Source organism: Rhabdochromatium marinum (assembly GCF_016583795.1).
Classification (GTDB): Bacteria; Pseudomonadota; Gammaproteobacteria; order Chromatiales; family Chromatiaceae; genus Rhabdochromatium; species Rhabdochromatium marinum.
On record NZ_NRRS01000012.1, the window covers coordinates 48,443 to 71,931 of the forward strand.

At 60.0% G+C, this 23,489-nt stretch carries 25 protein-coding genes; 15 read left to right on the forward strand and 10 right to left on the reverse strand.

What is annotated here, in order from left to right; translation table 11 throughout:
• Nucleotides 1-65: 65 nt before the first annotated feature.
• The 9 genes from secY to icd all read left to right on the forward strand — a co-directional run bounded on the left by secY (nucleotide 66) and on the right by icd (nucleotide 7,063).
• On the forward strand, nucleotides 66-1,415 hold the full coding sequence (secY, locus tag CKO36_RS05805) for a preprotein translocase subunit SecY (RefSeq protein ID WP_200281781.1): 1,350 nt from the start codon (nucleotides 66-68) through the stop codon (nucleotides 1,413-1,415).
• 42 nt (nucleotides 1,416-1,457) lie between these two features.
• Nucleotides 1,458-1,571, forward strand: a complete 114-nt coding sequence (gene rpmJ / locus CKO36_RS05810; RefSeq protein WP_200281783.1) for a 50S ribosomal protein L36 — start codon at nucleotides 1,458-1,460, stop codon at nucleotides 1,569-1,571.
• Nucleotides 1,572-1,784: 213 nt separating this feature from the next.
• A complete protein-coding gene (gene rpsM / locus CKO36_RS05815) occupies nucleotides 1,785-2,141 on the forward strand; it encodes a 30S ribosomal protein S13 (protein WP_200281785.1) in 357 nt (118 codons plus the stop codon).
• A 195-nt stretch (nucleotides 2,142-2,336) separates the two neighbouring features.
• Nucleotides 2,337-2,723 (forward strand): 30S ribosomal protein S11, encoded by a 387-nt coding sequence (gene rpsK, locus CKO36_RS05820; protein ID WP_200281793.1) that lies wholly within the window; start codon nucleotides 2,337-2,339, stop codon nucleotides 2,721-2,723.
• A gap of 17 nt (nucleotides 2,724-2,740) precedes the next feature.
• A complete protein-coding gene (gene rpsD / locus CKO36_RS05825; RefSeq protein WP_200281806.1) occupies nucleotides 2,741-3,361 on the forward strand; it encodes a 30S ribosomal protein S4 in 621 nt (206 codons plus the stop codon).
• A gap of 23 nt (nucleotides 3,362-3,384) precedes the next feature.
• A complete protein-coding gene (locus CKO36_RS05830) occupies nucleotides 3,385-4,398 on the forward strand; it encodes a DNA-directed RNA polymerase subunit alpha (protein WP_200281810.1) in 1,014 nt (337 codons plus the stop codon).
• A 23-nt stretch (nucleotides 4,399-4,421) separates the two neighbouring features.
• The gene (gene rplQ, locus CKO36_RS05835; RefSeq protein ID WP_200281813.1) at nucleotides 4,422-4,805 is read left to right on the forward strand and encodes a 50S ribosomal protein L17; all 384 of its coding nucleotides are present in this window, start codon (nucleotides 4,422-4,424) and stop codon (nucleotides 4,803-4,805) included.
• A 133-nt stretch (nucleotides 4,806-4,938) separates the two neighbouring features.
• Nucleotides 4,939-5,757, forward strand: coding sequence for an SAM hydrolase/SAM-dependent halogenase family protein (locus tag CKO36_RS05840; protein ID WP_200281815.1), 819 nt, complete (start codon nucleotides 4,939-4,941; stop codon nucleotides 5,755-5,757).
• A 40-nt stretch (nucleotides 5,758-5,797) separates the two neighbouring features.
• The gene (icd, locus tag CKO36_RS05845) at nucleotides 5,798-7,063 is read left to right on the forward strand and encodes an NADP-dependent isocitrate dehydrogenase (protein WP_200281817.1); all 1,266 of its coding nucleotides are present in this window, start codon (nucleotides 5,798-5,800) and stop codon (nucleotides 7,061-7,063) included.
• A gap of 98 nt (nucleotides 7,064-7,161) precedes the next feature.
• Here the strand turns inward: icd and CKO36_RS05850 are convergent, their stop codons facing one another.
• The gene (locus tag CKO36_RS05850; RefSeq protein ID WP_200281819.1) at nucleotides 7,162-7,368 is read right to left on the reverse strand and encodes a cold-shock protein; all 207 of its coding nucleotides are present in this window, start codon (nucleotides 7,366-7,368) and stop codon (nucleotides 7,162-7,164) included.
• A gap of 297 nt (nucleotides 7,369-7,665) precedes the next feature.
• Between CKO36_RS05850 and clpS the strand changes: the two genes are divergently transcribed.
• Nucleotides 7,666-8,019, forward strand: a complete 354-nt coding sequence (gene clpS, locus CKO36_RS05855) for an ATP-dependent Clp protease adapter ClpS (protein ID WP_200281821.1) — start codon at nucleotides 7,666-7,668, stop codon at nucleotides 8,017-8,019.
• Between the two features lie 180 nt (nucleotides 8,020-8,199).
• Nucleotides 8,200-10,464, forward strand: a complete 2,265-nt coding sequence (gene clpA / locus CKO36_RS05860) for an ATP-dependent Clp protease ATP-binding subunit ClpA (protein ID WP_200281823.1) — start codon at nucleotides 8,200-8,202, stop codon at nucleotides 10,462-10,464.
• A gap of 19 nt (nucleotides 10,465-10,483) precedes the next feature.
• On the opposite strand, the gene infA is transcribed toward clpA, so the two are convergent.
• From infA to trxB, 5 genes are all read right to left on the reverse strand, one after another.
• On the reverse strand, nucleotides 10,484-10,702 hold the full coding sequence (gene infA / locus CKO36_RS05865; RefSeq protein ID WP_009148344.1) for a translation initiation factor IF-1: 219 nt from the start codon (nucleotides 10,700-10,702) through the stop codon (nucleotides 10,484-10,486).
• Nucleotides 10,703-10,838: 136 nt separating this feature from the next.
• On the reverse strand, nucleotides 10,839-11,582 hold the full coding sequence (locus CKO36_RS05870) for an arginyltransferase (RefSeq protein ID WP_200281826.1): 744 nt from the start codon (nucleotides 11,580-11,582) through the stop codon (nucleotides 10,839-10,841).
• A complete protein-coding gene (gene aat, locus CKO36_RS05875) occupies nucleotides 11,579-12,340 on the reverse strand; it encodes a leucyl/phenylalanyl-tRNA--protein transferase (RefSeq protein ID WP_200281829.1) in 762 nt (253 codons plus the stop codon). The genes CKO36_RS05870 and aat overlap by 4 nt, the downstream gene beginning before the upstream one ends.
• Nucleotides 12,341-13,501 carry a GNAT family N-acetyltransferase gene (locus tag CKO36_RS05880; protein WP_200281832.1) on the reverse strand — a complete coding sequence of 387 codons (1,161 nt, stop codon included), beginning with the start codon at nucleotides 13,499-13,501 and terminating at the stop codon, nucleotides 12,341-12,343.
• 73 nt (nucleotides 13,502-13,574) lie between these two features.
• A complete protein-coding gene (trxB, locus tag CKO36_RS05885) occupies nucleotides 13,575-14,531 on the reverse strand; it encodes a thioredoxin-disulfide reductase (protein WP_200281880.1) in 957 nt (318 codons plus the stop codon).
• Between the two features lie 308 nt (nucleotides 14,532-14,839).
• Here trxB and CKO36_RS05890 point away from each other — a divergent pair, with 308 nt between their 5' ends.
• The 4 genes from CKO36_RS05890 to CKO36_RS05905 all read left to right on the forward strand — a co-directional run bounded on the left by CKO36_RS05890 (nucleotide 14,840) and on the right by CKO36_RS05905 (nucleotide 21,044).
• Nucleotides 14,840-17,530, forward strand: coding sequence for a DNA translocase FtsK 4TM domain-containing protein (locus tag CKO36_RS05890; protein ID WP_338053427.1), 2,691 nt, complete (start codon nucleotides 14,840-14,842; stop codon nucleotides 17,528-17,530).
• Between the two features lie 93 nt (nucleotides 17,531-17,623).
• Nucleotides 17,624-18,289 carry an outer membrane lipoprotein periplasmic chaperone LolA gene (gene lolA, locus CKO36_RS05895; protein ID WP_200281843.1) on the forward strand — a complete coding sequence of 222 codons (666 nt, stop codon included), beginning with the start codon at nucleotides 17,624-17,626 and terminating at the stop codon, nucleotides 18,287-18,289.
• A 38-nt stretch (nucleotides 18,290-18,327) separates the two neighbouring features.
• On the forward strand, nucleotides 18,328-19,662 hold the full coding sequence (locus tag CKO36_RS05900; RefSeq protein ID WP_200281883.1) for a replication-associated recombination protein A: 1,335 nt from the start codon (nucleotides 18,328-18,330) through the stop codon (nucleotides 19,660-19,662).
• 38 nt (nucleotides 19,663-19,700) lie between these two features.
• Nucleotides 19,701-21,044: an alanine/glycine:cation symporter family protein gene (locus tag CKO36_RS05905; RefSeq protein WP_200281846.1), complete on the forward strand. Its 1,344-nt coding sequence runs from the start codon at nucleotides 19,701-19,703 to the stop codon at nucleotides 21,042-21,044.
• Here CKO36_RS05905 and CKO36_RS05910 read toward each other — a convergent pair.
• The 4 genes from CKO36_RS05910 to CKO36_RS05925 are packed head-to-tail and all read right to left on the reverse strand — an operon-like array spanning nucleotide 21,041 to nucleotide 23,374.
• Nucleotides 21,041-21,373: a BolA family protein gene (locus tag CKO36_RS05910; RefSeq protein ID WP_200281849.1), complete on the reverse strand. Its 333-nt coding sequence runs from the start codon at nucleotides 21,371-21,373 to the stop codon at nucleotides 21,041-21,043. The genes CKO36_RS05905 and CKO36_RS05910 overlap by 4 nt on opposite strands.
• Nucleotides 21,374-21,411: 38 nt before the next feature.
• Nucleotides 21,412-22,365 carry a diguanylate cyclase gene (locus tag CKO36_RS05915; protein WP_200281864.1) on the reverse strand — a complete coding sequence of 318 codons (954 nt, stop codon included), beginning with the start codon at nucleotides 22,363-22,365 and terminating at the stop codon, nucleotides 21,412-21,414.
• Nucleotides 22,362-22,997, reverse strand: a complete 636-nt coding sequence (locus CKO36_RS05920; protein WP_200281868.1) for an Hpt domain-containing protein — start codon at nucleotides 22,995-22,997, stop codon at nucleotides 22,362-22,364. The genes CKO36_RS05915 and CKO36_RS05920 overlap by 4 nt, the downstream gene beginning before the upstream one ends.
• A complete protein-coding gene (locus tag CKO36_RS05925; protein WP_200281872.1) occupies nucleotides 22,985-23,374 on the reverse strand; it encodes a response regulator in 390 nt (129 codons plus the stop codon). The genes CKO36_RS05920 and CKO36_RS05925 overlap by 13 nt, the downstream gene beginning before the upstream one ends.
• Nucleotides 23,375-23,489 lie beyond the last annotated feature (115 nt).

The following is a 23,489-nucleotide window of genomic DNA, read 5'->3' on the forward strand; positions in this document are numbered from 1 at the left end:
GATTTAACGGATTCCACTGGGGTGCAGCTCAGTTGGGCACATTCTACTCAGAACGGGCATAGGTAATGGCGCGTAATAGCGGATCGGTCATGCAGACATTCGGCGGCATGGGGCGGCTCACCGAGTTGCGTCAGCGCCTGCTGTTTGTGCTTGGCGCTTTGCTGGTCTACCGCATCGGGACCTTCATTCCCGTCCCGGGGGTGAATCCCGAGGCGCTGGCGATTCTGTTTGATCAGAACCAAGGCTCGATTCTGGACATGTTCAACATGTTCTCGGGAGGCGCCCTGCAGCGGGCCAGTATTCTGGCACTGGGCATCATGCCGTACATCTCGGCCAGCATCATCATGCAGCTGATGTCGGCGGTCATTCCGCAGCTGGAGCAGCTGAAGAAGGAAGGTGAATCCGGGCGACGCAAAATCACCCAGTACACCCGCTATGGCACTGTGGTGTTGGCGAGCTTTCAGGCCATTGGTATTTCCATTGCGCTTCAGGGGCAAACCGCCGGCGGTTCGGCCATTGTGGTGACTCAAGGCTATGGTTTTGTCTTTACTTCGGCGGTGTCGCTGGTGACAGGGACCATGTTCCTGATGTGGCTCGGCGAGCAAATCACCGAACGCGGCATTGGCAATGGCATTTCGCTGATCATTTTCGCCGGTATCGTCGCCGGCTTGCCGGCTGCCGTGGGTGGCACGCTGGAGCTGGTGCGCACCGGTGAGATGAATGCCCTGGCCGTGCTGGCACTCTTTGGCTTGGCGTTGCTGGTAACGGCCTTTGTGGTCTTTGTGGAACGTGGTCAGCGACGAATTACCGTGAACTACGCCCGACGTCAGCAGGGGCGCAAGATGACTGCGGCGCAGAGCACCCATTTGCCACTGAAACTCAACATGGCCGGCGTGATTCCACCGATTTTTGCTTCCAGCATCATCCTGTTTCCAGGGACGCTGGGGCAGTGGTTTGGCCAGTCAGAAAATTTTCGCTGGGTTGCAGATATCACCAGCAAGCTGTCCCCTGGTGAGCCGATCTATGTATTGGCGTACTCAGCCGCGATCATTTTCTTCTGTTTCTTTTACACCGCGCTGGTATTCAATGCCAAGGATACGGCTGACAACCTGAAGCGCTCCGGAGCCTTTATCCCCGGGATTCGCCCGGGTGAACAGACCGCACGCTACATTGACAGTGTCATGACGCGTCTGACAGCTGCCGGTGCGCTTTACATTACAGCGGTCTGTCTGCTGCCGGAGTTCCTGATTGTCGGTTGGAATGTACCTTTCTACTTTGGTGGAACCTCGTTGCTGATCGTTGTGGTGGTGGTGATGGATTTCATGGCGCAGGTGCAGGCACATCTGATGTCGCACCAGTACGAAGGCTTAATGAAGAAAGCCAACCTGAAAGCGCCTGGGGGCATGATGCGCTGAGGTGCGGATGTCTTTCTACGATGTATTGAAGTGGAGATAACGATGAAAGTGCGTGCTTCGGTGAAGAAAATTTGCCGTCATTGCAAGATGATCAAGCGCAACGGAACGGTGCGCGTGATCTGTAAGGACCCGCGCCACAAACAGCGGCAAGGGTAGAGCGCCCGGCTGGGGCAGGATGACATTGACGGATCAGGAATACCTTGGTATTCTGGTTCGTTTGCTGTCCGGTGAGTGGATCACAAAGCCGGCGGACGTTCGGATTGAGCCACCGACCGAATAATTACTTTGAATCGCTTACGCGTCAGGCTGTGTAGCAGTCGTGTTGTGTAGCATAAGCGTAGCACAAGATTTTTAAGGAGCTGAACGCCCATGGCCCGTATTGCCGGTGTCAACATCCCTGATCGGAAGCACGCGGTAATCGCGTTGAGATCGATTTACGGCATTGGACCGACCCTGTCGTCAAAGATCTGCGCGGCCGCGAAGGTTCCCGAGCAAGCCAAAATTCAGAGTTTGACCGAAGAAGAAGTCGAGCGTCTGCGTGGTGAAGTCGCCAAATACTCGGTCGAAGGTGATCTTCGCCGGGAAATCTCAATGAACATCAAACGCCTGATGGATCTCGGGTGTAACCGGGGGATTCGCCATCGGCGCGGTTTGCCGTTGCGCGGACAGCGCACGCGCACCAATGCCCGCACGCGCAAGGGGCCACGTCGGCCGATTAAGCGCTGATTTCGTGCCAACCACGAGATCGGCTTGCACGGGATTAGCTTGCAACATCAAGTCACCGTGCGGCGGGAATGAATCAATTCATTGCGCTCTGGCCGTTTCGCCGGAGTCCCTAATGCGTTAGGGGCTCTCAAGCTGTTTGGGTTCGGTTGACAGAGTCACTTTTTATGTTCGGATTATCGCGAGTATTGCACGCCAATGGCTAAGCAGGTACGCACCAAAAAGAAAGTTAAGAAGCAGGTGGCGGATGGCATCGCGCATGTCCATGCCTCCTTCAACAACACGATCATTACCATTACTGATCGCCAGGGCAATGCTCTGACCTGGGCCACCTCCGGGGGGTCAGGTTTTCGCGGATCACGCAAGAGCACGCCCTTCGCGGCCCAGGTTGCGGCCAGTCGTGCCGGGCAGGCGGCCAAGGAGTTTGGCATCAAGAACCTTGATGTCAATGTTAAGGGTCCCGGGCCAGGGCGTGAATCCGCCGTGCGGGCGCTGAACAGCGCGGGCTTTAAGGTGACTAGCATCACCGATGTGACGCCCATTCCGCACAACGGTTGTCGTCCGCCCAAGAAACGGCGTGTCTGAAGAGGAAGGTTAGCACCATGGCTAGGTATACCGGACCAACTTGTAAACTGGCGCGTCGCGAAGGCACCGATCTCGGCCTCAAGAGCCGGACGCGTCCGCTGGATCAGAAATGCAATCTGGAGAAGATGCCAGGGCAGGCGGCAGATCGCCGGCGGCGCCTGTCGGACTACGGTTTGCAGTTGCGTGAGAAGCAGAAAGTGCGCCGCATTTATGGCGTGATGGAACGCCAGTTCCGCAATTACTATAAGACAGCGGCACGCATTAAAGGCGCGACCGGCGAAAATCTGTTGCAGTTGCTGGAGCAGCGTCTTGACAATGTCGTCTATCGCATGGGGTTTGGCGCCACCCGCGCCGAAGCACGGCAGCTGGTGAGTCATAAGTCAGTGCTGGTGAATGGCCGCACAGTCAATATTCCGTCCTACCGCGTGAGCACTGAGGACGAGATTGAAATCCGCGAGAAGGCTAAGCAGCAGGTGCGCGTTCAAAGCGCCCTGGCATTGGCCGAGGGCGCCGGTCTCCCGGATTGGGTCGAAGTCGATACCAAGGGATTCAAAGGCGTTTTTAAGCGGATTCCGGAACGTGCGGACTTGCCGGCGGATATCAACGAATCTTTGATCGTTGAGCTGTACTCAAAGTAACGCACTGACGAAGAGGCTATTTCATGTCCGATGTTGCCAGTGGATTCCTGAAACCGCGCATCGTCACCGTCGACGCGGTTGAAGGCGGCCGGCGTCGCGCAAAAGTTTCTCTTGAGCCGCTTGAGCGAGGCTTCGGCCATACGCTCGGTAATGCGCTGCGGCGCATCCTGCTGTCGTCTATGGACGGCTATGCGGTTACGGAGGTCGAGATTCAAGGCATTTTGCATGAGTATTCGACCATCGAAGGCGTGCAAGAGGATGTGCTGGAGATTCTGCTCAACCTAAAACAATTGGCTGTGTCGCTGCAAGGGCGCGATGAGGCGACCTTTACGCTGCGCAAGACCGGGCCTGGCTCGGTGACCGCCGCTGATATCGAACTGGATCACAGCGCCGAGCTGGCCAATCCGGAGCTCGAGATTGCGCATCTGACCGATGATACCGAGCTGAGCATGACGCTGACAGTGCGGCGCGGACGCGGTTACGAGCCCGCCAGCGTGCGCGAGGTCGAAGGTGGAGAAAGCCGCCCGCTGGGCAGTTTGCCGCTGGATGCCTCCTTCAGCCCGGTGGTACGTGTCGCCATTGAAGTGCAGGCCGCACGTGTCGAGCAGCGCACCGATTTGGATCGGCTGGTGATCGACATTGAGACCAATGGCACCATTGAGCCGAAGGCGGCGATTGAGCGTGCGGCACAGATTCTGCATGATCAGTTGTCCTTCTTTGTCGAGCTTGAGGACTCCGGCGTCAGCGATGACAGCGAGCAGGAGATGGCCGAAGAGGTCGGCATTGATCCCATGCTGGTGCGCCCGGTCGATGAGCTGGAACTGACGGTTCGCTCAGCGAATTGCCTGAAGGCGGAGAATATCTACCTGATCGGTGATCTGATCCAGCGTACCGAGGTTGAGCTGTTGAAAACGCCCAATTTGGGCAAGAAGTCCCTGACCGAGATCAAGGACGTGCTGGCTACCCGTGGCTTATCCCTTGGCATGCGCCTGGAGCGCTGGCCGCCGGATAATGTTGAAGAATTGATGGTTAAGTAAGGCGAGTTGTCGAGGTTTGGACCATGCGTCATCGCAAAGCAGGAAGGAAACTCAATCGGAGCAGTGCTCATCGCCATGCGATGTTCCGCAATATGGCAAGCTCGCTGTTCCAGCATGAACTGATTAAAACAACCTTGCCCAAGGCAAAAGAGCTGCGGCGTGTGGCCGAGCCGCTGATTACCTTGGCCAAGCAGGACAGTGTGCATGCCCGGCGTCTGGCGTTCGCGCGGTTGCGCGACAAGGCCATGGTTGCCAAGCTTTTCACCGAGCTGGGACCGCGCTACGAGAGCCGGCCCGGTGGCTATCTGCGCATCATTAAATGTGGCTATCGTACCGGCGACGCAGCCCCCATGGCCTATGTCGAACTGGTGGATCGCCCGGTGCCGGATGAGGCTGAGGCGGCGTGAGCCCGACGGCTGATTGATTTCAAAGCCGCACGAGCATGAGCGCATGGGCTGGGTTACAGTCACTCAGACGTGTTCGACCAGGATCGTGACAGCCGGGCCCTAAGCCCGGCTTTTTTGTGTCATGCCATTGGCCATGCCAACCGCTCCTCTGGATGCACTGAAGCATCCTTGTCCTGAGCGTATTGCACTCATCACAGATTTTGGGCCTGGCCCCTATGTCGGACAGCTCCAATTATTGGCGTCCGCTCAGGCGCCTGCGCTGCCCCTGATCAATCTGGTGGCGGATTTGCCAGCCTTTCGCCCGGATTTGGCGGCCTATTGGCTCCCGGCACTGATACGCCGCATGCCAGATGGCACGCTCTATTTATGCGTCGTGGATCCTGGTGTTGGTGGCGCACGCGCTGCCCTGGCCCTGCGCATTGGCTCGAACTGGTTTGTCGGCCCTGACAATGGCCTCTTTGTGCCACTGCTGCGTCGCTGTGAAGCAGTGGTTGGCAATAATGCGGCCGATTATGCGCTATGGCGCATCGACTGGCGCCCAGAGCAGCTTTCCGAGAGCTTTCACGGGCGTGATGTGTTTCTTCCCATTGCGCTGACCTTGACCCAGGGGCGGCTGCCGTTACCATGCCAGCGCTGCATGCCGGATCAGATGCAGGGGGCGGATTGGCCTCTGACCTCAGCGTGCATTCTGTATGTCGATCACTATGGCAACCTGATTACTGGCCTGGAGGCGGATGAGGCCGATCCGGATCACAGTCTCTGCATTGAAACCCCGGTGGGGAGTCAGTCAATCCAAGCGGCGCGAACCTTTTGCGAGGTGCCTGAGGGTACTGCGTTCTGGTATCGCAACGCCTTTGATCTGGTGGAAATTGCAGCGAATCAGCGGCGTGCTGACCAGTTGTTCGGGGTGTCTGCCGGAGATGGTGTTGCTTGGGCGGCGCGAGCATATTGATTGATTACTCACACAATCACCATACGATCACGAGAAGACTATGACTTACGCAAAGATACAGGTGCCCACAGAAGGCGAGAAAATCACGGTCGCAGCTAATGGCGCCCTCCAGGTTCCCGATCAGCCGATTATCCCCTTCATCGAAGGTGATGGCATCGGGATCGACATTACCCCGGTGATGCGCAAGGTACTCGATGCGGCGGTGGCCAAAGCCTATGGCGGTCAACGCAAACTGGTGTGGATGGAAATTTACGCCGGTGAAAAGGCCACCCGTGAATACGGTGCTGATCACTGGCTGCCGGAGGAAACCTTCACGGCGGTGCGCGATTTTGTAGTTTCGATCAAAGGTCCTCTGACCACCCCAGTGGGAGGCGGGATTCGCTCGCTGAATGTCAGTTTGCGCCAAGAGTTGGATCTCTACGTCTGCCTGCGCCCGGTGCGTTACTTCGATGGCACGCCCAGTCCGCTGCGCGAACCCGAGCACACGGATATGGTGATCTTCCGCGAGAACTCCGAGGACATCTATGCGGGCATCGAGTGGGCGGCCGGATCGCCCGAGGCTGAGCGGCTGATCGGCTTTTTGCAGGATGAACTGGGAGTGAAGAAAATCCGCTTCCCAGGCACCTCCGGCATTGGCATCAAGCCGGTGTCATCGGAAGGAACCGAGCGTCTGGTGCGCAAGGCGATTCAGTACGCCATTGATAATCATCGTCGCTCGGTGACCTTGGTGCACAAGGGCAACATCATGAAGTTCACCGAGGGAGCCTTCAAGACCTGGGGCTATGAGCTGGCTAAGCGCGAGTTTGGTGCCACTGAAATTGACGGTGGACCCTGGTGCAGCTTCAAACATCCGCAGACTGGTGAGGAGATTATCATCAAGGATGTGATTGCCGATGCCTTTTTGCAGCAGATTCTGCTGCGGCCCAAGGAATATGATGTGATTGCAACTCTGAATCTGAACGGCGACTACATCTCGGATGCCCTGGCCGCTCAGGTCGGTGGTATTGGCATGGCGCCGGGGGCGAACCTGTCCGATCAGGTGGCCATGTTTGAGGCGACGCATGGCACGGCCCCCAAGTACGCTGGCAAGGATCAGGTCAATCCCAGCTCACTGCTGTTGTCAGGTGAAATGTTGCTGCGTCATCTGGGTTGGAGTGAAGCGGCGGATCGGATCATCGCCGGCATTGAAGGTGCGATCCGCGCCAAAACGGTGACCTACGATCTTGAACGCCTGATGACGGGGGCGACCAAACTCAGTTGCTCCGACTTTGGTGAGGCGGTGATCGCGCACATGGATGCCAGATAATAGGCTGGGTAATTCAATTCTCAGATGCGGTGGGTGCGGGTTCTCAGGCCGCCTGTGGAGGTGCTGGAACCCGCACGCCTGCGGGTGACGAATGGATCTCAGCACTCCTGCTGCACATGTGCAGCATGTAAGCCTTTTGGGCCCTGGGTGATTTCAAACTGGACGCGCTGACCTTCGCGCAGGGTTTTGTAACCCTCCATGCTGATGGAGGAGAAGTGAACAAACACATCTTCCTCGCGATCCTCGGGCTTGACAAAGCCATAGCCCTTGGCATTGTTGAACCACTTTACAGTCCCCTTGGTCATCTTCTCGCTCCTTTACGACGGACGTCGCCCTTGGTTTTGGTGGAATTGTTGTTATTGTTTGGCTTGGCAGCCGATCGGTCGCCGATGATGCTGGAATTCGGCGGATCCGAACCCTAAGTATAGTAAGTTGACTCGCGAGTTCAAATTGTATTGGGGCTGCTGGATGCGAGGCGAACAGCCCTGTATTTTTCCGATGGCAATCCCCAATTGTGCATTTCAGCGCTTAAACCCAGGTATTATCGCACCAGCCACAGACTGTCTGAATTCAGGATGTTGAGCAGAACGATCCCCACAAGCATGAGCGAATGGTACGCCAGCGATCACACCCCGGACGATGATGATCTGATTGACGATCATGGCGCCGGGCTGTCGCTTCAGGAAGCCAAGCCCAAGCTGAAGCAGCCACCGCGCTACAAGGTGTTGCTGCTCAATGATGATTTCACGCCCATGGAATTCGTGGTGCATGTGCTGGAGACCTTCTTTGGGATGACGCGCGAGAAGGCCACGCAGATCATGCTCCATGTGCATACCCGCGGCGTTGGTGTTTGTGGCGTTTTCACCCGGGATATCGCTGAAACCAAGGTGGCGCAAGTCAATGACCATGCGCGCTCCAATCAGCATCCATTAATGTGTACCATGGAAGAGGCTTAAGCAGAAAATCAGCAGAAATTTTCGCCAGGATGCTTTGACTCCATGACCGCTTCCTAGCATCATGGCCCTGTATCCGGCGATCATGGCCCCGCGCCCGCGCATCAGTCAGGATGACCGCGAATCCCACTTGGCCACGGTCACTGAGGTGCTCAATCAACCGCAACGCATCGGGTCTATCAGATGTTAAGCAAAGAGCTCGAACTCACTCTGAACGGCGCCTTTAAGCAGGCACGCGAGAAGCGCCATGAATACATGACCGTGGAACATCTGCTCCTGGGTCTGCTGGATAACCCCTCCGCTGCCAAGGTGCTGCGTGCCTGCGGGGCCGATGGCGATCAGCTGCGCCATGATATCAGCCTGTTTATCGAGGAAACCACGCCACTGCTTGGCGGGCGCGATGGACGCGAAACCCAGCCGACCCTGGGCTTTCAGCGCGTCTTGCAGCGTGCGGTGTTTCATGTGCAATCCTCGGGCAAAAAAGAGGTCACCGGCGCCAATGTGCTGGTCGCGCTCTTCAGCGAACAGGACTCCCAGGCGGTGTTTTTGCTCAATCAGCAGGATGTCTCGCGCCTTGATGTGGTCAATTACATCTCCCACGGCATCTCCAAGGTGCCCGGCGAAGACCAGGGCGCCGACATCGCCGGTGATGGCGAGGAAGGACGCAGCGATGAGCGCGAAACCTCCAGTCCGCTACGCAGCTTTGCAACCGATCTCAACGATCTGGCACGCCAGGGTCGTATTGATCCGCTAATTGGTCGCGTGCAGGAAGTGGAACGCACGGTACAGATCCTGTGTCGGCGCCGCAAAAACAACCCATTGCTGGTGGGCGAGGCCGGTGTCGGCAAAACTGCGATTGCCGAGGGGTTGGCGAAAAAAATTGTCGATGGCGAGGTACCCGAGGTATTGGCCGATGCCACGGTTTACGCACTCGATCTCGGGGCGCTGGTCGCAGGCACCAAATACCGGGGCGATTTTGAAAAGCGTCTGAAAGCCGTACTGGCGGAGCTGAAGAAGCGCCCGGATGCGGTGCTGTTCATCGACGAGATCCATACCGTGATCGGCGCCGGAGCCGCCTCGGGTGGGGTGATGGACGCTTCCAACCTGATCAAACCGATGCTCGCCTCAGGGGATCTGCGCTGTATTGGCTCGACCACTTACCAGGAATTCCGCGGCATTTTCGAGAAAGACCGTGCCCTGGCGCGGCGCTTCCAGAAAATCGATATCAACGAGCCCACGGTGGAAGAGACGGTTGAAATCCTCAAGGGCTTGAAATCGCGCTTCGAGGCCCATCACCAAGTCAATTACACCCAGACCGCCTTGCGCGCCGCAGCCGAGCTGTCGGCCAAGTTTATGAATGACCGGCATCTGCCCGACAAAGCCATTGATGTCATTGATGAGGCCGGGGCCCATGTGCAGCTGCGCCCGCAGGCCAAGCGCAAAAAGCGCATTGATGTCACCGATATCGAGAACATTGTCTCCAAGATGGCGCGCATTCCGCCCAAGAAGGTCAGCCTGTCGGATACCGAATCACTGCGCAACCTGGATCGTGACCTGAAGATGGTGGTCTACGGTCAGGACGAAGCCATTGATGTCATGACCTCAGCGATCCGCATGAATCGCTCCGGGCTGGGAGCTGAGGAAAAACCCATTGGCTCCTTCCTCTTTACCGGCCCAACCGGCGTCGGCAAGACCGAGGTCACGCGCCAGCTCGCGCGCGTGCTCAGTATGGAGCTGATTCGTTTTGATATGTCGGAGTACATGGAACGGCATACGGTGTCGCGTCTGATCGGGGCGCCACCGGGCTATGTTGGCTTCGACCAGGGCGGGCTGCTGACCGAGCAGGTCACCAAGCATCCGCATGCGGTGCTGCTGCTTGATGAGATCGAAAAAGCTCACCCGGATGTGTTTAATCTGCTGTTGCAGGTCATGGATCACGGCACGCTTACCGACAACAATGGCCGCAAGGCGGATTTCCGCAATGTGGTGCTGGTGATGACCACCAATGCTGGTGCCGAGGAGACCAGCCGCCGTTCGATTGGCTTTTCCGAGCAGGACCATTCCAGCGATGGCATGGAGGCGCTCAAGCGCTTTTTCTCGCCAGAATTCCGCAATCGCCTTGATGCCGTGGTGCAGTTTGCCCATCTGGCGCCCGAGACGGTCGCCAATGTGGTGAACAAGTTTATTTTCGAGCTGGAGCAGCAGTTGCTCGAAAAGAAGGTCGAGTTGGTGGTCGAAGAAGCCGCACGCGCGTGGATCGCCGAACAGGGCTACGACCGCCAGATGGGCGCGCGCCCCATGGCTCGCGTGATCCAAAACCACATCAAAAAGCCACTGGCAAGCGAGCTGTTGTTCGGCGAGCTGGCAAGCGGCGGTCGGGTTCGGGTCAGCGTGGGCGAGGATGGCAACCTGGCACTGAGCTACGCAGGAGAATCGGTTGCGGCCTGATGGGCCGGCCGGCTAGCGGCTAGCGCACTCGATAGGTAATGCGTCCCTTGGTCAAGTCATAAGGGGTCAGTTCAACCGTAACCTTGTCGCCGGTTAAAATGCGAATGTAGTGTTTGCGCATTTTTCCGGAAATGTGCGCAGTCACAACATGCCCATTTTCGAGTTCAACGCGAAATACTGTATTGGGCAGGGTCTCAACGACCGTGCCTTCCATTTGGATGACGTCTTCTTTTGCCATGGATCAGGTGGGGAAAGTCTGTTGTCAAGCATGAATCTGGTCGGAGCCGGTCAAGAAAAGCCCGCTCCGTAAAACCGCCAGATTATAGCACAGCCAGACCGGGTGTCTGTGTCGATGCGCTGGCGTCTGCAAAGGGTCAGCGCAGCGAGACGCCTGCGTCAAAGCGCTGCCAGCATTGACCGTTCCAGGCTTCAATGGGGCGAAACTTCTCCTTGTAGGCCATTTTTTTGCTCTCGGCAATCCAATAGCCGAGATACAGATACTTGAGCCCCAGTTGTTGCGCCTGACGAATCTGGCTAAGTACTGCAAAGGTGCCGGGTGCGCGCGCGCCCTGTGCGGGATCGAAAAAGGTATAGACCGCCGAGAAGCCGTCCGTGAGACAATCGCTTACCGCCACGCCAATCAGCTGGCCATGTGCGCGCATTTCCAGCAGCCGGCTTTGTCCGGCCCAGGGCGCGAGCAGAAAGCGCCGATAGCTGTCCGGGGTGAGATCCTCAGCCATGTCACCGTCACCATGCCGGGAGAGAATATAGTGGCGGTACAGCTCATAGTGCTCCTGATCAAAGCTCGGCGTGCGGGCGATGAACTCTATGTCCTGATTGCGGCGCAGATTGCGCCGTTGTGAGCGATTGGGCTGAAAGTCTGCCACCGGCACGCGCACGGGTACGCATTGCTGGCAGACGTGACAGGCGGGGCGGTAGAAGAAGCGCCCGCTGCGGCGAAACCCAATCTGTTGCAGCCAGTTGGCATGGTTGCGATCAATGCGCAGATTGGGATCGACGAACAGGGTGCGCGCATCCTGCCCCGGCAGATAGGAGCAGTCGTGGCGACTGGTGAGATAGAGTTGCAGGTTCTTGTGGGTATGCACCTCGGAAGTCATGATGACGGCTGCTCCTCATCGGTCGGCAACTCAGGATCGTGAAAGCCGCCATCATCCCAGGAGGTCTCCCGGCCGGGTTGATCGCGGCAGCCTTCAAGCAATTCGATGAATTGGGCCCGCGCGACCGGGCGCGCGCCCATGCTGAGCAGATGCTCGGTGACGACCTGACAGTCGATGAACCCAAATCCCCACTGCGCCAGGCGCTGGCACAGGTACACCAGCGCAATCTTCGACGCATTGGTCGCGCGCGAGAACATGGATTCACCAAAAAAGGCCCGGCCCACCGCGACGCCATAGAGTCCACCTACCAGCTGATCCTGCTCCCAGACCTCGACTGAATGCGCAATGCCACGAATATTCAGCGCCCGATAGGCGCGAATCATCTCCGGCAGCAGCCAGGTGCCATACTCGCCGTGGCGGTTGATGCTGGCACAGGTGTTAATCACCTGCGGAAAGTCGCGATCCATGGTCAGGCAAAACCGGCGCTTGCGCAGTGCTTTGCGCAGACTGCGGGAGATGTGCAAATGCTCGGGAAACAACAGGGTGCGGGGATCGGGTGACCACCACAGAATGGGGTCGCCCTGGTTGTACCAGGGAAAGATGCCGTGGCGGTAAGCATTGATCAGGCGTCGCACGCTCAGATCACCGCCGATGGCTAGCAGCCCGTCGGGGTCGCGCAGCGCCTGATCGACGCGCGGAAACGCGCCGCTGGGGTCGTTCGGTGACAGCAGAAAGGGTTGAGTGCGCGGGCGCCGCATCTAAGGCTCAGAAGCGGGCTGGGGTGGATGCTTGTAGGGGCTGTGCTGCTGCATGTCGGTGAGATACTCCTGCATGGCGGCGCGCTCGTGCTCCAGAAAGCGGGCAATGGGTTGGCGAAAACGCGAGTCGGCGATCCAGTGGGCTGACCAGGTGGCGGTGGGCAGAAAGCCGCGCGCGAGCTTGTGCTCGCCCTGGGCACCCGGTTCGAAACGCGTCAGACCTGTGTGGATGCAATGCTCCAGACCCTGATAATAACAGGCTTCAAAGTGCAGGCTATGGAAGTCCGCCGAGCAACCCCAGTGACGTCCATACAGCGTGCGTGCCCCGACCAGGCAAAAGGCCGCTGCGACGGTCTGGTCGCGGAAATCGGCCAGCACCAACAGCAGTTGCTCCCCCATGCTCTGGGCGATGTCCTGAAAGAACGCGAGACTTAGGGTTGGGAGGCCGCCGCGCTTATCGAAGGTGTCTTCATACAGACCATGAAACAGCACCCAATCGGCTTCACTGACCTGATCGCCACGCAGCCGGCGCAGACGCACACCAGCCTCAGTAACGCGGCGGCGCTCACGCTTGATTTTTTTGCGTTTTTCCGCTGTGAACTGCTCAAGCAGCTGAGTAAAATCCGCATATCCCTGATTGTGCCAGTGAAACTGACAGCCCAAGCGCGCCAGATAGCCGTCGGCCTCTTGCCAGGCCAGTTCTTCCGCACTGCCAAACAGCCAGTGCGCACCCGAGAGGTTCAGTTTGTCCGCCAGTTGACGGGCACCCGCAATCAGCGCTCGCGCCAGGGATTCACGCTCGGGGCCGGGTAGCGTGAGCAGCCGGGGGCCGGTTGCCGGGGTGTAGGGCGAGGCGATCACCAGCTTGGGGTAGTAGCTTTCTCCAGCGCGCTGATAGGCATCGGCCCAGCTCCAGTCGAAAACAAACTCCCCGTAGGAATTGAACTTCAAATACGCCGGTGCGGCGGCGACCAGTGTCCCATGCGTGTCGTAGAGTGCCAGGTGCTGGGGAATCCAGCCAAAGCGCTCGCCAACACAGCCATGACGCTCCATGGCGGCGAGGAATTCATGGCGCAGAAAGGGCGCATCCGCACCCGCCAGTCGATTCCAAGCGGGGGCGGGAATCGAGGCAATGGCGGAGTGGACCTGGAGGTTCATCATGATGGCAGAAATGCCGTGTGCGCTCGTCCCGCTTCACATGCGGCCACAGCTGCAAGCATGGGCCGCCGGTGGCTCAGACCTCTTGGGCATCAAGGAATTTTTCCGCATCAAGCGCGGCCATGCAGCCGCTGCCGGCCGAGGTGATGGCCTGGCGATAAACATGATCCATCACATCGCCGGCAGCGAAGACGCCCGGCACCGAGGTGGCCGTCGCGTTGCCATCCGCACCGCCCTGCACGCGGATGTAGCCATCGGTCATTTCAAGCTGGTCGGCAAAGATCTGGGTGTTGGGCTGATGCCCAATGGCGATGAAAACGCCATGCAGGTCGATGTCCTTGGTCTCACCGCTGTGCACCTGCTTGATGCGCATGCCGGTGACGCCGCTGTTGTCGCCCAGGACTTCATCAAGGACGTGATTCCATTCGATGCGCACATTACCGTTGGCGGCCTTGTCCAGCAACTTGTGCTGAAGGATTTTTTCTGCCCGCAAGGCATCGCGGCGATGCACCACCACTACCTCGGCAGCGATATTTGACAGGTAAAGCGCTTCTTCCACAGCCGTGTTGCCGCCACCGATCACGGCGACTGTTTGTCCGCGATAGAAGAACCCATCACAGGTCGCGCAGGCCGACACGCCGCGACCGCGAAACGCCTGTTCCGAGGGCAGACCGAGATAGCGGGCGCTGGCGCCAGTGCTGATGATCAGCGCATCGCAACTGTAACGTCCGTTGTCACCGGTCAGTTCGAGCGGGCGCTTGGAGAAATCCACCGCCGAGATGTGGTCAAATAAAATCTCGGTCTCGAAGCGCTCGGCATGTTTGCGCATCCGCTCCATAAGATCAGGTCCCAGTACCCCGTCCTGGTCGCCGGGCCAGTTATCAACCTCCGTGGTGGTCATGAGCTGGCCGCCCTGTTCCATACCGGTGATCAGCACCGGGTGCAGGTTGGCGCGGGCGGCGTAGACGGCCGCTGTATAGCCGGCCGGACCTGATCCCAGGATTAGCAGTCGGCAGTGTTTGGTCTCGGTCATGGTGTCGCTCATCCTAAATCACTCATTCGGCTTGGCCAGCGCGGGTTGGCAGGCTTGGTGGAGCGCGCGACCGATCAACCGCCTGGTGGACATGCGGTCTGCGCGCAGCAAAGCGCTCAGTTTAAGGTCCGGCCGCGAGGCGGTAAAGCGCGTCTGAGTGGGCTTCAGCCGTTTGATACTGAAAAAAGTTTTACGAAACTGCACGAAAAATCTCTGATAAGAGTATAATAAACATAACTAATCGGAGGATCGTTATGCAGGCAACTCGAACCAGAGAATTTACAATTAGTGACTACCTTGAGCGAGTTGTGCGCGAAGCTTTCGTGTGGGTCCTGGTAGCTGTGGCCGCGTTTCTGGCGCTGTCACTCGCCACTTATACGCCAGCCGATCCCGGCTGGTCCTATGTTGGGCCTGATGCCCAGGTGACCAATGCCGCCGGGCGTGCCGGTGCCTGGTTTGCGGATGTCACCTTCTTTCTGTTTGGCTTTCTTGCCTATCTGATCCCTCTGGTACTGGTAGCCAGCGCCTTTGTGCTCTTCCAGTGTCGTGATTTGGAGCCTGAAACCAAGCTGCTGCGTCTGGCCCTGCACTGGCTCGGTGTGGGGCTGACCCTGGTCGCAGCCACCGCCCTGGCCAGTGCGCAGTTCGATGCACTGCTCGCGTGGCTGCCGACTGGGCTGGGCGGCGGTCTCGGGCGCCTGGGGGCTGACTGGACGCTGAGTCTGTTCGGCGCGGCCGGGCAGCTGTTTGTGCTCTTGGTGCTGCTGCTGATCGGGGTTTCCCTGATGACGGGCACCTCGCCCTTGTCGGTGGTGGACAGTGTCGGTGAGCTCGCACTTTGGTTGGCTGGGCTGCTGGTGGCCGCCTGGAGCAAACGGGAGGTCCACGCGCCTGTCGCACCGCAGGAGCCGGCTCCGACAGCCGATGATGGCACCAATAGCGGTTTTTACCGGCATGCGCGCCAGACGCCCGCGCGGGGCACCGAGGATCCGACTTTTGGTGATCTGGGAGTGATCGACGGCGAGGCCGAGCCGGTCAGATCGATCAGAACAGCTGAACCGCAGCGGTTATCGCGAGCTGAGCCGGAGGCTGAGCCCAGCGCCTGGTCGCGTGAGCGCTGGTCAGATGCGCTCGACGCCGATGAGCTGGATGCCGATAAGCTGGACGTTGATGAACTGGATGATGACTTCGGACCGCCTGCAATCGATGCTGAAGACATGGAGCCCGAGCTCGAATCCGAGGATTTCGCCGCGTCGGACTCGGAATGGACCGAGGAGCCAGACTCAGAATCCTCTCGGGAGCCGGTGGCGGATTTCGACGAGGAAATCATTGATGACCCAGCTGAGGAACCTGTCGCCGAGCACCGCGTGCCCCCAGCACCTAAATTCGAGGCGGCCCCCGATGCGCCGCGTCCGGTGTATCGCTCGGCGGCGCCTGAGTCGAACATTTATCTGCCACGCCCGCGTCCGGGCGACTCCACGCGCCCCCCGCTCGAACTGCTCGATCAGCCACGCCCCGGGCGACGCGGCTATACGCCCGATCAACTCGAAGCCCTGTCATGCGAGGTTGAAGCACGTCTGGCCGACTATGGCGTGGTAGCCGAGGTGGTGGCTGTGCAGCCGGGGCCGGTGGTGGCGCTGTTCGAACTGGAACTGGCCGCCGGGGTCAAAGCCTCCAAGATCACCGGGTTGGCGCGGGATATTGCCCGGGCGCTGTCCAAGGTCAGCGTGCGGGTGGTGGAAATCATCCCCGGCAAATCGGTCATCGGACTGGAAATTCCCAACGACAGCCGCGACATGGTGGTGCTCAGCGAGGTGTTGAGCTCTGAGGCGTATCGCCAGCAAACATCGACGCTGACCATCGGCTTGGGCACCGACATTGGCGGCCAGCCGGTGGTGGCGGATCTGGCCGCCATGCCACATGCGCTGATCGCTGGCACCACCGGTTCGGGTAAATCGGTGGCCATCAATGCCATGATTCTGAGTCTGATCTACAAGTCCGAGCCCAAGGATGTGCGCCTGATCATGGTCGATCCCAAAATGCTCGAGCTGTCGGTCTATAACGGCATCCCGCATCTGCTCACCCCGGTGGTGACCGACATGAAGGAAGCCGCCAATACCCTGCGCTGGTGCGTCGCTGAAATGGAACGGCGCTATCGGCTGATGGCGGAACTCAAGGTGCGCAATATTGCTGGCTACAACAAGCTCATCAAGCAAGCTGCGGATGCTGGCGAGGCCATCATTGATCCCACCGCCCAGCCCTCGGATGATCCGGATGCGCCACCGCCCACCCTGAGCCATCTGCCCTACATTGTGGTGATCATCGATGAGCTGGCCGACATGATGATGGTGGTTGGCAAAAAGGTGGAGGAACTCATTGTGCGTCTGGCGCAGAAAGCGCGCGCCTCGGGCATTCATCTGTTGCTCGCGACCCAGCGTCCGTCGGTCGATGTGCTGACCGGCCTGATCAAGGCCAATGTACCGACGCGTCTGGCATTTAAGGTGTCCTCGCGGGTGGACTCGCGTACCATTCTGGATCAGATGGGCGCTGAACAGCTGCTCGGCCATGGCGACATGCTGTACATGCCACCCGGCAACAGCATTCCGCAGCGGGTCCACGGCGCCTTTGTTGATGATCGCGAGGTGCATAAGGTGGTCGATTATCTCAAGGCCTTCGGAGCACCGGAGTTCATCGATATCAATGTGACCGAGTCGTCCGATTTCCTCGCCGGCATTGATCCCGAGCCTCGGGGTGGCTCTGGCGGTGGGAACAGCAGCGGTGGCGATGTTGAAGAACAGGATGCGCTTTTTGATGAGGCGGTGCAGATTGTGGCCGAGACGCGCCGTGCCTCCATTTCCGGCGTGCAGCGACGCCTGAAAATCGGCTATAACCGGGCGGCACGCATGATCGAGGAAATGGAGCGCATCGGTGTGGTGGGTCCGGCTGAGACCAACGGCAATCGCGAAGTGCTGGCGCCACCCCCAAAGCCCGACAGTTAAGATGCACGAGTGCAGAGAGGCAGGCCGCGCCTGGGTCAGTGTCAGGTGCCTGGGCCACAGAACAACCGCCAAACCATGGACTAACATCAGGTGATGACATTCAACAGAGTACGCACCACCGCTGTGCTGGCGCTGCTGGCCGCGCTGCTGCTTCCCGTTAGCCTCTGGGCCGCATCGGACGGCGATTCGGCGCCCGATCCGGTCACCATCCTGAAGGACTATCTCCAGGGACTGAACAGCCTGAGCGCTGATTTTCGCCAGATCACCCTGATGTCGGGCGCCCAGGGCGAGCAGTCGTTTGAGTCGGCCGGGCGGCTTTATCTGCACCGTCCCGGACGTTTTCGCTGGGAATACGACACGCCAAGTGAACAACTGATTATCGCCGATGGCAAGCGCGTTTACTTGCAGGATACCGAACTCGACCAGGTCAGCCATCGTTCGCAGAAGGCGGCCCTGGAAGGAACGCCGGCGCAGTTATTGGTTAGCGATGCGCCGGTCGAAACCTTCTTTGTGCTGCGTCCGCTGGAGCGCAACGACGGGCGTGCCTGGGTGGAACTGGAGCCAAAATCCAAGGACTCCCAGGTGGTGCGCTTGCGCATCGGTTTTCGCGACGCTCAGCTCGACACCCTGCTGATGGAAGACCGCTTCGGGCAGCTCACACGCTTTATTTTCACCAATATCCAGCGCAATCCGTCGCTCGACGACACGCTCTTTGAGTTCAAACAATCAACCGGCGGTGATTTCCTGCAAATGGATTAACCGGCTTGACCCCTCCAGTGGTGCCCCTGGCCGAGCGCATGCGCCCGCAGCGCTTCGAGGACTGCCTGGGGCAACCCCAGCTACTTGCCCCGGGGCGTCCCCTGCATCAGGCGCTTGCCTCCGGGCATTTGCATTCAATGATCCTCTGGGGGCCGCCCGGCACCGGCAAGACCACCCTGGCGCGGCTGGTTGCGAGTGCCGCCCAGGCGCATTTTATTCAGCTCTCGGCTGTGCTCGCAGGCGTCAAGGACGTGCGCGAAGCGGTCGCCGAGGCCCAAGCGCTGCGCCAGGGGTTGGTGCCTCAGGCGACCTTGCTGTTTATCGATGAGGTACATCGTTTCAACAAGGCGCAACAGGATGCCTTTTTGCCGCATGTTGAGGACGGCACCCTGACCTTCATCGGTGCGACCACTGAAAATCCCTCCTTTGCACTGAACAATGCGCTGCTGTCGCGTGCGCGGGTCTATGTGCTGGAGGCCATGGCGGCTGAAGCACTTGAAACCCTGATCCGGCGGGCTCTGACTGATACTGAGCGGGGGCTTGGTCAGCTGGGCCTTACCATTGAACCCGAGGCCTGTCAGCAGCTCGCGCGGGTTGCCGATGGCGATGCGCGCCGCGCGCTCAGCCTGTTGGAGCTGGCCGCGCAGTGGCTCGACGCGGAAGAAACCGGCGCGACGGGCGCATCGATCAGCACTTCTGTGGTCGAGGCGGTGCTGGATGCGGGTGCGCGCCGTTTCGATAAGGGTGGCGATACCTTCTACGATCAAATCTCCGCGCTGCATAAATCCGTGCGCGGTTCGGCACCCGACGCCGCCCTTTACTGGCTGGCGCGCATGATCGACGGCGGCTGCGATCCGCTCTACCTGGCGCGGCGTCTGGTGCGCATCGCCAGCGAAGACATCGGCAATGCCGATCCGCGCGCACTGGAGCTGGCCCTGAATGCCTGGGAGTCCATGCAGCGCCTTGGTAGCCCGGAGGGCGAGCTGGCACTGGCGCAGGCAACGGTCTATCTCGCCTGTGCCCCCAAGAGCAACGCCGTTTATCTGGCCTGGAAGCAGGCCCAGGCCGATGCGCGCGCGCAGGGCTCGCTGCCAGTGCCGGCGCATCTGTGCAATGCGCCGACTGAGCTGCTCAAGACCCTCGGCAAGGGCGCCGACTACCGCTATGCCCACGACGAGCCCGACGCCTACGCCGCCGGCGAGTGCTATTTTCCCGAGCCTCTGGCATCGCGCCACTACTATCAGCCGGTGGCGCGTGGCCTGGAAACCCGCATTGGCGAGAAGCTCGCCCGCCTGGCCGAGCGCGACCGCGCGGCCGACGTGCAGGCGCGTTATAACAATTTAGCCATGACAAGTCGCAAGCCGGGCCGCTAGACTAGCGCGCTTTCTGCTGTAAGACGGGGGAAGCGCAGATGGAACAAATCGAGGACTGGATCGGGGTCGCGAACGGTCTGCTCTGGGGGCCGCCGATGTTGGTGCTGATTCTTGGCACCGGGCTGTATCTGTCCGTTGGCCTGCGGGCGATGCCCATTCGGCGGCTTGGCTATGGCTTTCGCATGCTGTGGCGCGGGCGGAAAGGGAACGGGCAGGGTGATATTAGTGCATTCAATGCGCTGATGACCTCGCTCTCGGCCACCGTCGGCACCGGCAACATCGCCGGTGTTGGCACCGCTATCGCGGTTGGCGGACCTGGGGCGCTGTTCTGGATGTGGATCACCGCGCTGGTTGGCATGGCCACCAAGTATGCCGAGGCGGTGCTCGCGGTGCGTTATCGCGAAGTCGATGAGCACAACAACCACGTCGGTGGACCCATGTACTACATCCGCAACGGCCTGGGTAAACGCTGGATGTGGCTGGCCGTGGCTTTTGCGATTTTTGGTGCCCTGGCCGGTTTTGGTATCGGCAACACCGTACAGGCCAATTCGGTGGCGCACGCGCTGGAAGTGAAATTCAATGTGCCGCCGCTGTGGACCGGCATCGGCATGGCCGTGCTAGTCGGGCTGGTGCTGATCGGCGGTATCCGTTGGATTGCGCAGGTGGCGGGCAAGCTGGTGCCCTTCATGGCCATTGCCTATCTGCTCAGCGGCTTGGTGGTGCTCGGGCTTAATGCCGCAGAGATTCCAGCCGCCCTTCGCACCATCGTACAGGCGGCATTCACGCCCACCGCTGGCGTTGGCGGCTTTGCCGGCGCTTCGATCATGCTCGCGATCCAGATGGGGGTGGCGCGCGGTATTTTCTCCAACGAGGCTGGCCTGGGCAGCGCGCCCATCGCACATGCGGCCGCCCAGACTGACAACTGCGTGCGCCAGGGCACTGTGGCCATGCTCGGAACCTTCATCGATACCATCATCATTTGCACTATCACCGGTCTAGTGATCGTGACCTCCGGTGCCTGGAGCGGCGGCGAGAGCGGCGCCGAGCTGTCAGCCGTTGCTTTTGGCAATGAGCTGCCCGGTGCCGGTGCCTACATCGTCAGTCTGGGACTGGCGCTGTTCGCCTTCACCACGGTGCTGGGTTGGAGTGTCTACGGCGAGCGCTGTGTCGAGTATCTGTTCGGCGTGCGCGCCATTGTGCCCTTCCGCGTGCTCTGGGTCGCGGCCATCCCGGTCGGTGCCTATCTGAGCCTGGATTTCATCTGGCTGGTGGCCGACACTCTGAATGCCCTGATGGCCATTCCCAACCTGGTTGCCTTGCTGTTGCTGAGCCCCATCGTCTTCAAGCTCACACGCGAGTATTTTAACCCGCCAGCCGCCTAAGCCGCCGCGCCAAGCTTCGCCTTTGAGCCACCCCGGCACTTGGGCGAAGCCGGCGCCTGGGCGCCTTTCTCCTGCCACTCCGCTGGTGTGAAGGCATGGATGGCTGCGGCATGCAGCCCCTGCTCAAATTCCGTGCGCAGCAGCTCATTGACGGTCCGATGGCGTTTGATGAGCGTCTGCCCGGTGAAGGCATCGCTGACAATCACCAGCTTGAAATGCGACTCGGCCCCTGGCGGCACCGCATGCTGATGGCTCTCATCAAGCACCTCAAGATGTTCAGGCTGCATCTGTGCGGTCAATTGGCTGCGAATGCGCGCTTGGCGTGACATGGCCGGCAACTCCTGTGTCTTCAGTGGATGGTGAAAACTCACCTGATCTGGGATGGCAGGTGGGGGCGGCCATGCAGCGGCTCAACAACCAAGCCATCAAGTGCATAGCGGTTGCGTCCCTCGGCCTTGGCTACATACAACTGTTTGTCCGCAATGGCGGTGAGCTGCTGGGGTTGAGTGCTGGCGGTGCAGTAATGCGTGGTCAGACCAAGGCTGACGGTGACATAGGCAGCGGTGGGGGACGTTTCGTGCGGAATTTTTAGTGCCATGACCTGGGTGCGAATACGTTCGGCAATGGCCGTGACAGCAGCACTTGTGCCAGTGTTAGGCAGGATGCAGGCGAATTCCTCACCGCCGTAGCGGGCGGCCAGATCGGTGGTGCGCAACAGCGCTTCTTCAATGGTGCGGGCAATGGCACGCAGGCAGTCATCGCCGCGCAGATGCCCATAGGTGTCGTTGTAGAGCTTGAAGTGGTCAATGTCGAGCATCAGCACCGTCAGGGGCGCGCTGCTGCGTCGATGGCGTTGCACTTCGCACTCCAGCACCTCGTCGAAGCGGCGGCGATTGGCCAGTCCAGTCAGGCCGTCGGTGGTGGCCAGCTGGGTCAGGCGGTCGCGGGCACGTTTGAGTTCAATGTGATTGCTGACCCGCATGCGCACGATCTGCGGGTTGATGGGCTTGGTGATGTAGTCCACGGCCCCCAGCGCCAGCCCGCGGGTTTCGGTGGCGGTGTCGTCGCGCCCGGTAATAAAAATCACTGGAATTGCGCTGACGTGCGGCTCGGCTTTGAGGCGCGTACAGATCTCAAAGCCATCCAAACCGGGCAGCATGACATCAAGCAGAATCAAATCCGGGTCGGTGGTGGTGGCCAGCTCCAGGGCTTTGATGCCATCGGTAGCGAAAAGGACTTCGTGATCCTCGGTGAAAATCTCGGCAATCAGCTCAATGTTGCTGGTCTCATCATCGACGATCAGAATGCGGGGCGGATTCATACAAGCTTCTCGGCGACATTCTGGACGCTGTCCAGTATGGCCTGTGCGCGCGGAAAGTCCAGCGCATTGAGCGCGGCCGCTAGGGCATCGAGCGTTTCAGGATCGCAGCCTGGGGCGAGCTCGGGGCGCAGCGCCGCGAAGGTCTGTCGGGCACTGAGCCGGTTGGTGCGCAACTCGGTGCGCAGCTTCGCCAGGCGGGGCGGTAGATGGCCTGAGGCGGCTGGAGGCTCGGATGCGGCTTGGGAGGCCGGTTGTGGGGCTGGCGCTGGGTCTGGTTCTGGCGTTGGTTCCGATGCTGGTTCCGATGCTGGGGGTTCCGCTGGCGACCAACTGCGCAGCGCCTCGGTGGCGCTGAGGGCGGCGGCCAGGTGTTGATACAAGCGCGTGAATTCCGAGGCGCTGTCGGTGAGTGCCTCATCGCTAGCGTCTGCTGCGCTCTGTTGCGCGCAGAGGGCCTGCTCCAGGGTGGCGGCAGTGCTGGCCAGCTCGGTGAGTTCCAGGGCGGCGGCATTGCTCTTGAGTGAGTGCAGGCGCTCCAGCACGCTTTGGAGATCGCCGCTGGCCAGGGCGACGCGCAGCTCGTCCTCGGTGCCGGCGAAGCGCTCGGCGAAGGTCAGAATCAGCCGGCGCAACAGCTGCTGGTTGCCATTACAGCGGTCGCGGGCGGCGTGCAGGTCAAAGGGCGGGCAGTGCGCGCGGGCAGAACGGCTGTGCCGGGTTGAGGGCAGGTCTGGGGGCCAGTCGTGGGGCTGTCGGGGGCGGAATCATCCGCTGGCGCTACCGGGGTCGGCGGCAGCCAGCGTTTAAGCATTCCCACCAGGCTAGCCGGGTCGACAGGTTTGATCAGATGATCGTTCATACCAGCGGCCAGGCTGTGCTCGCGATCCGTGGCCAGCGCATGCGCGGTCATGGCAATGATGGCTACTTGCCGGTTGGCATGGGCCTGGCGCTCAGCGCGGCGGATGCGCCGGGTGGCTTCTAGCCCGTCGAGATGTGGGGCCTTGATCATGCCTTGGTCCATTGTTGCTAAGCCGCCACAGGCATCAGGTAGGGGCGCTTTGCCGGTCGAGGTCGTCGTCGAGCCGGCCAAGCCGGCCAAGGCATGCGTTCAAGCACTTGCTCAA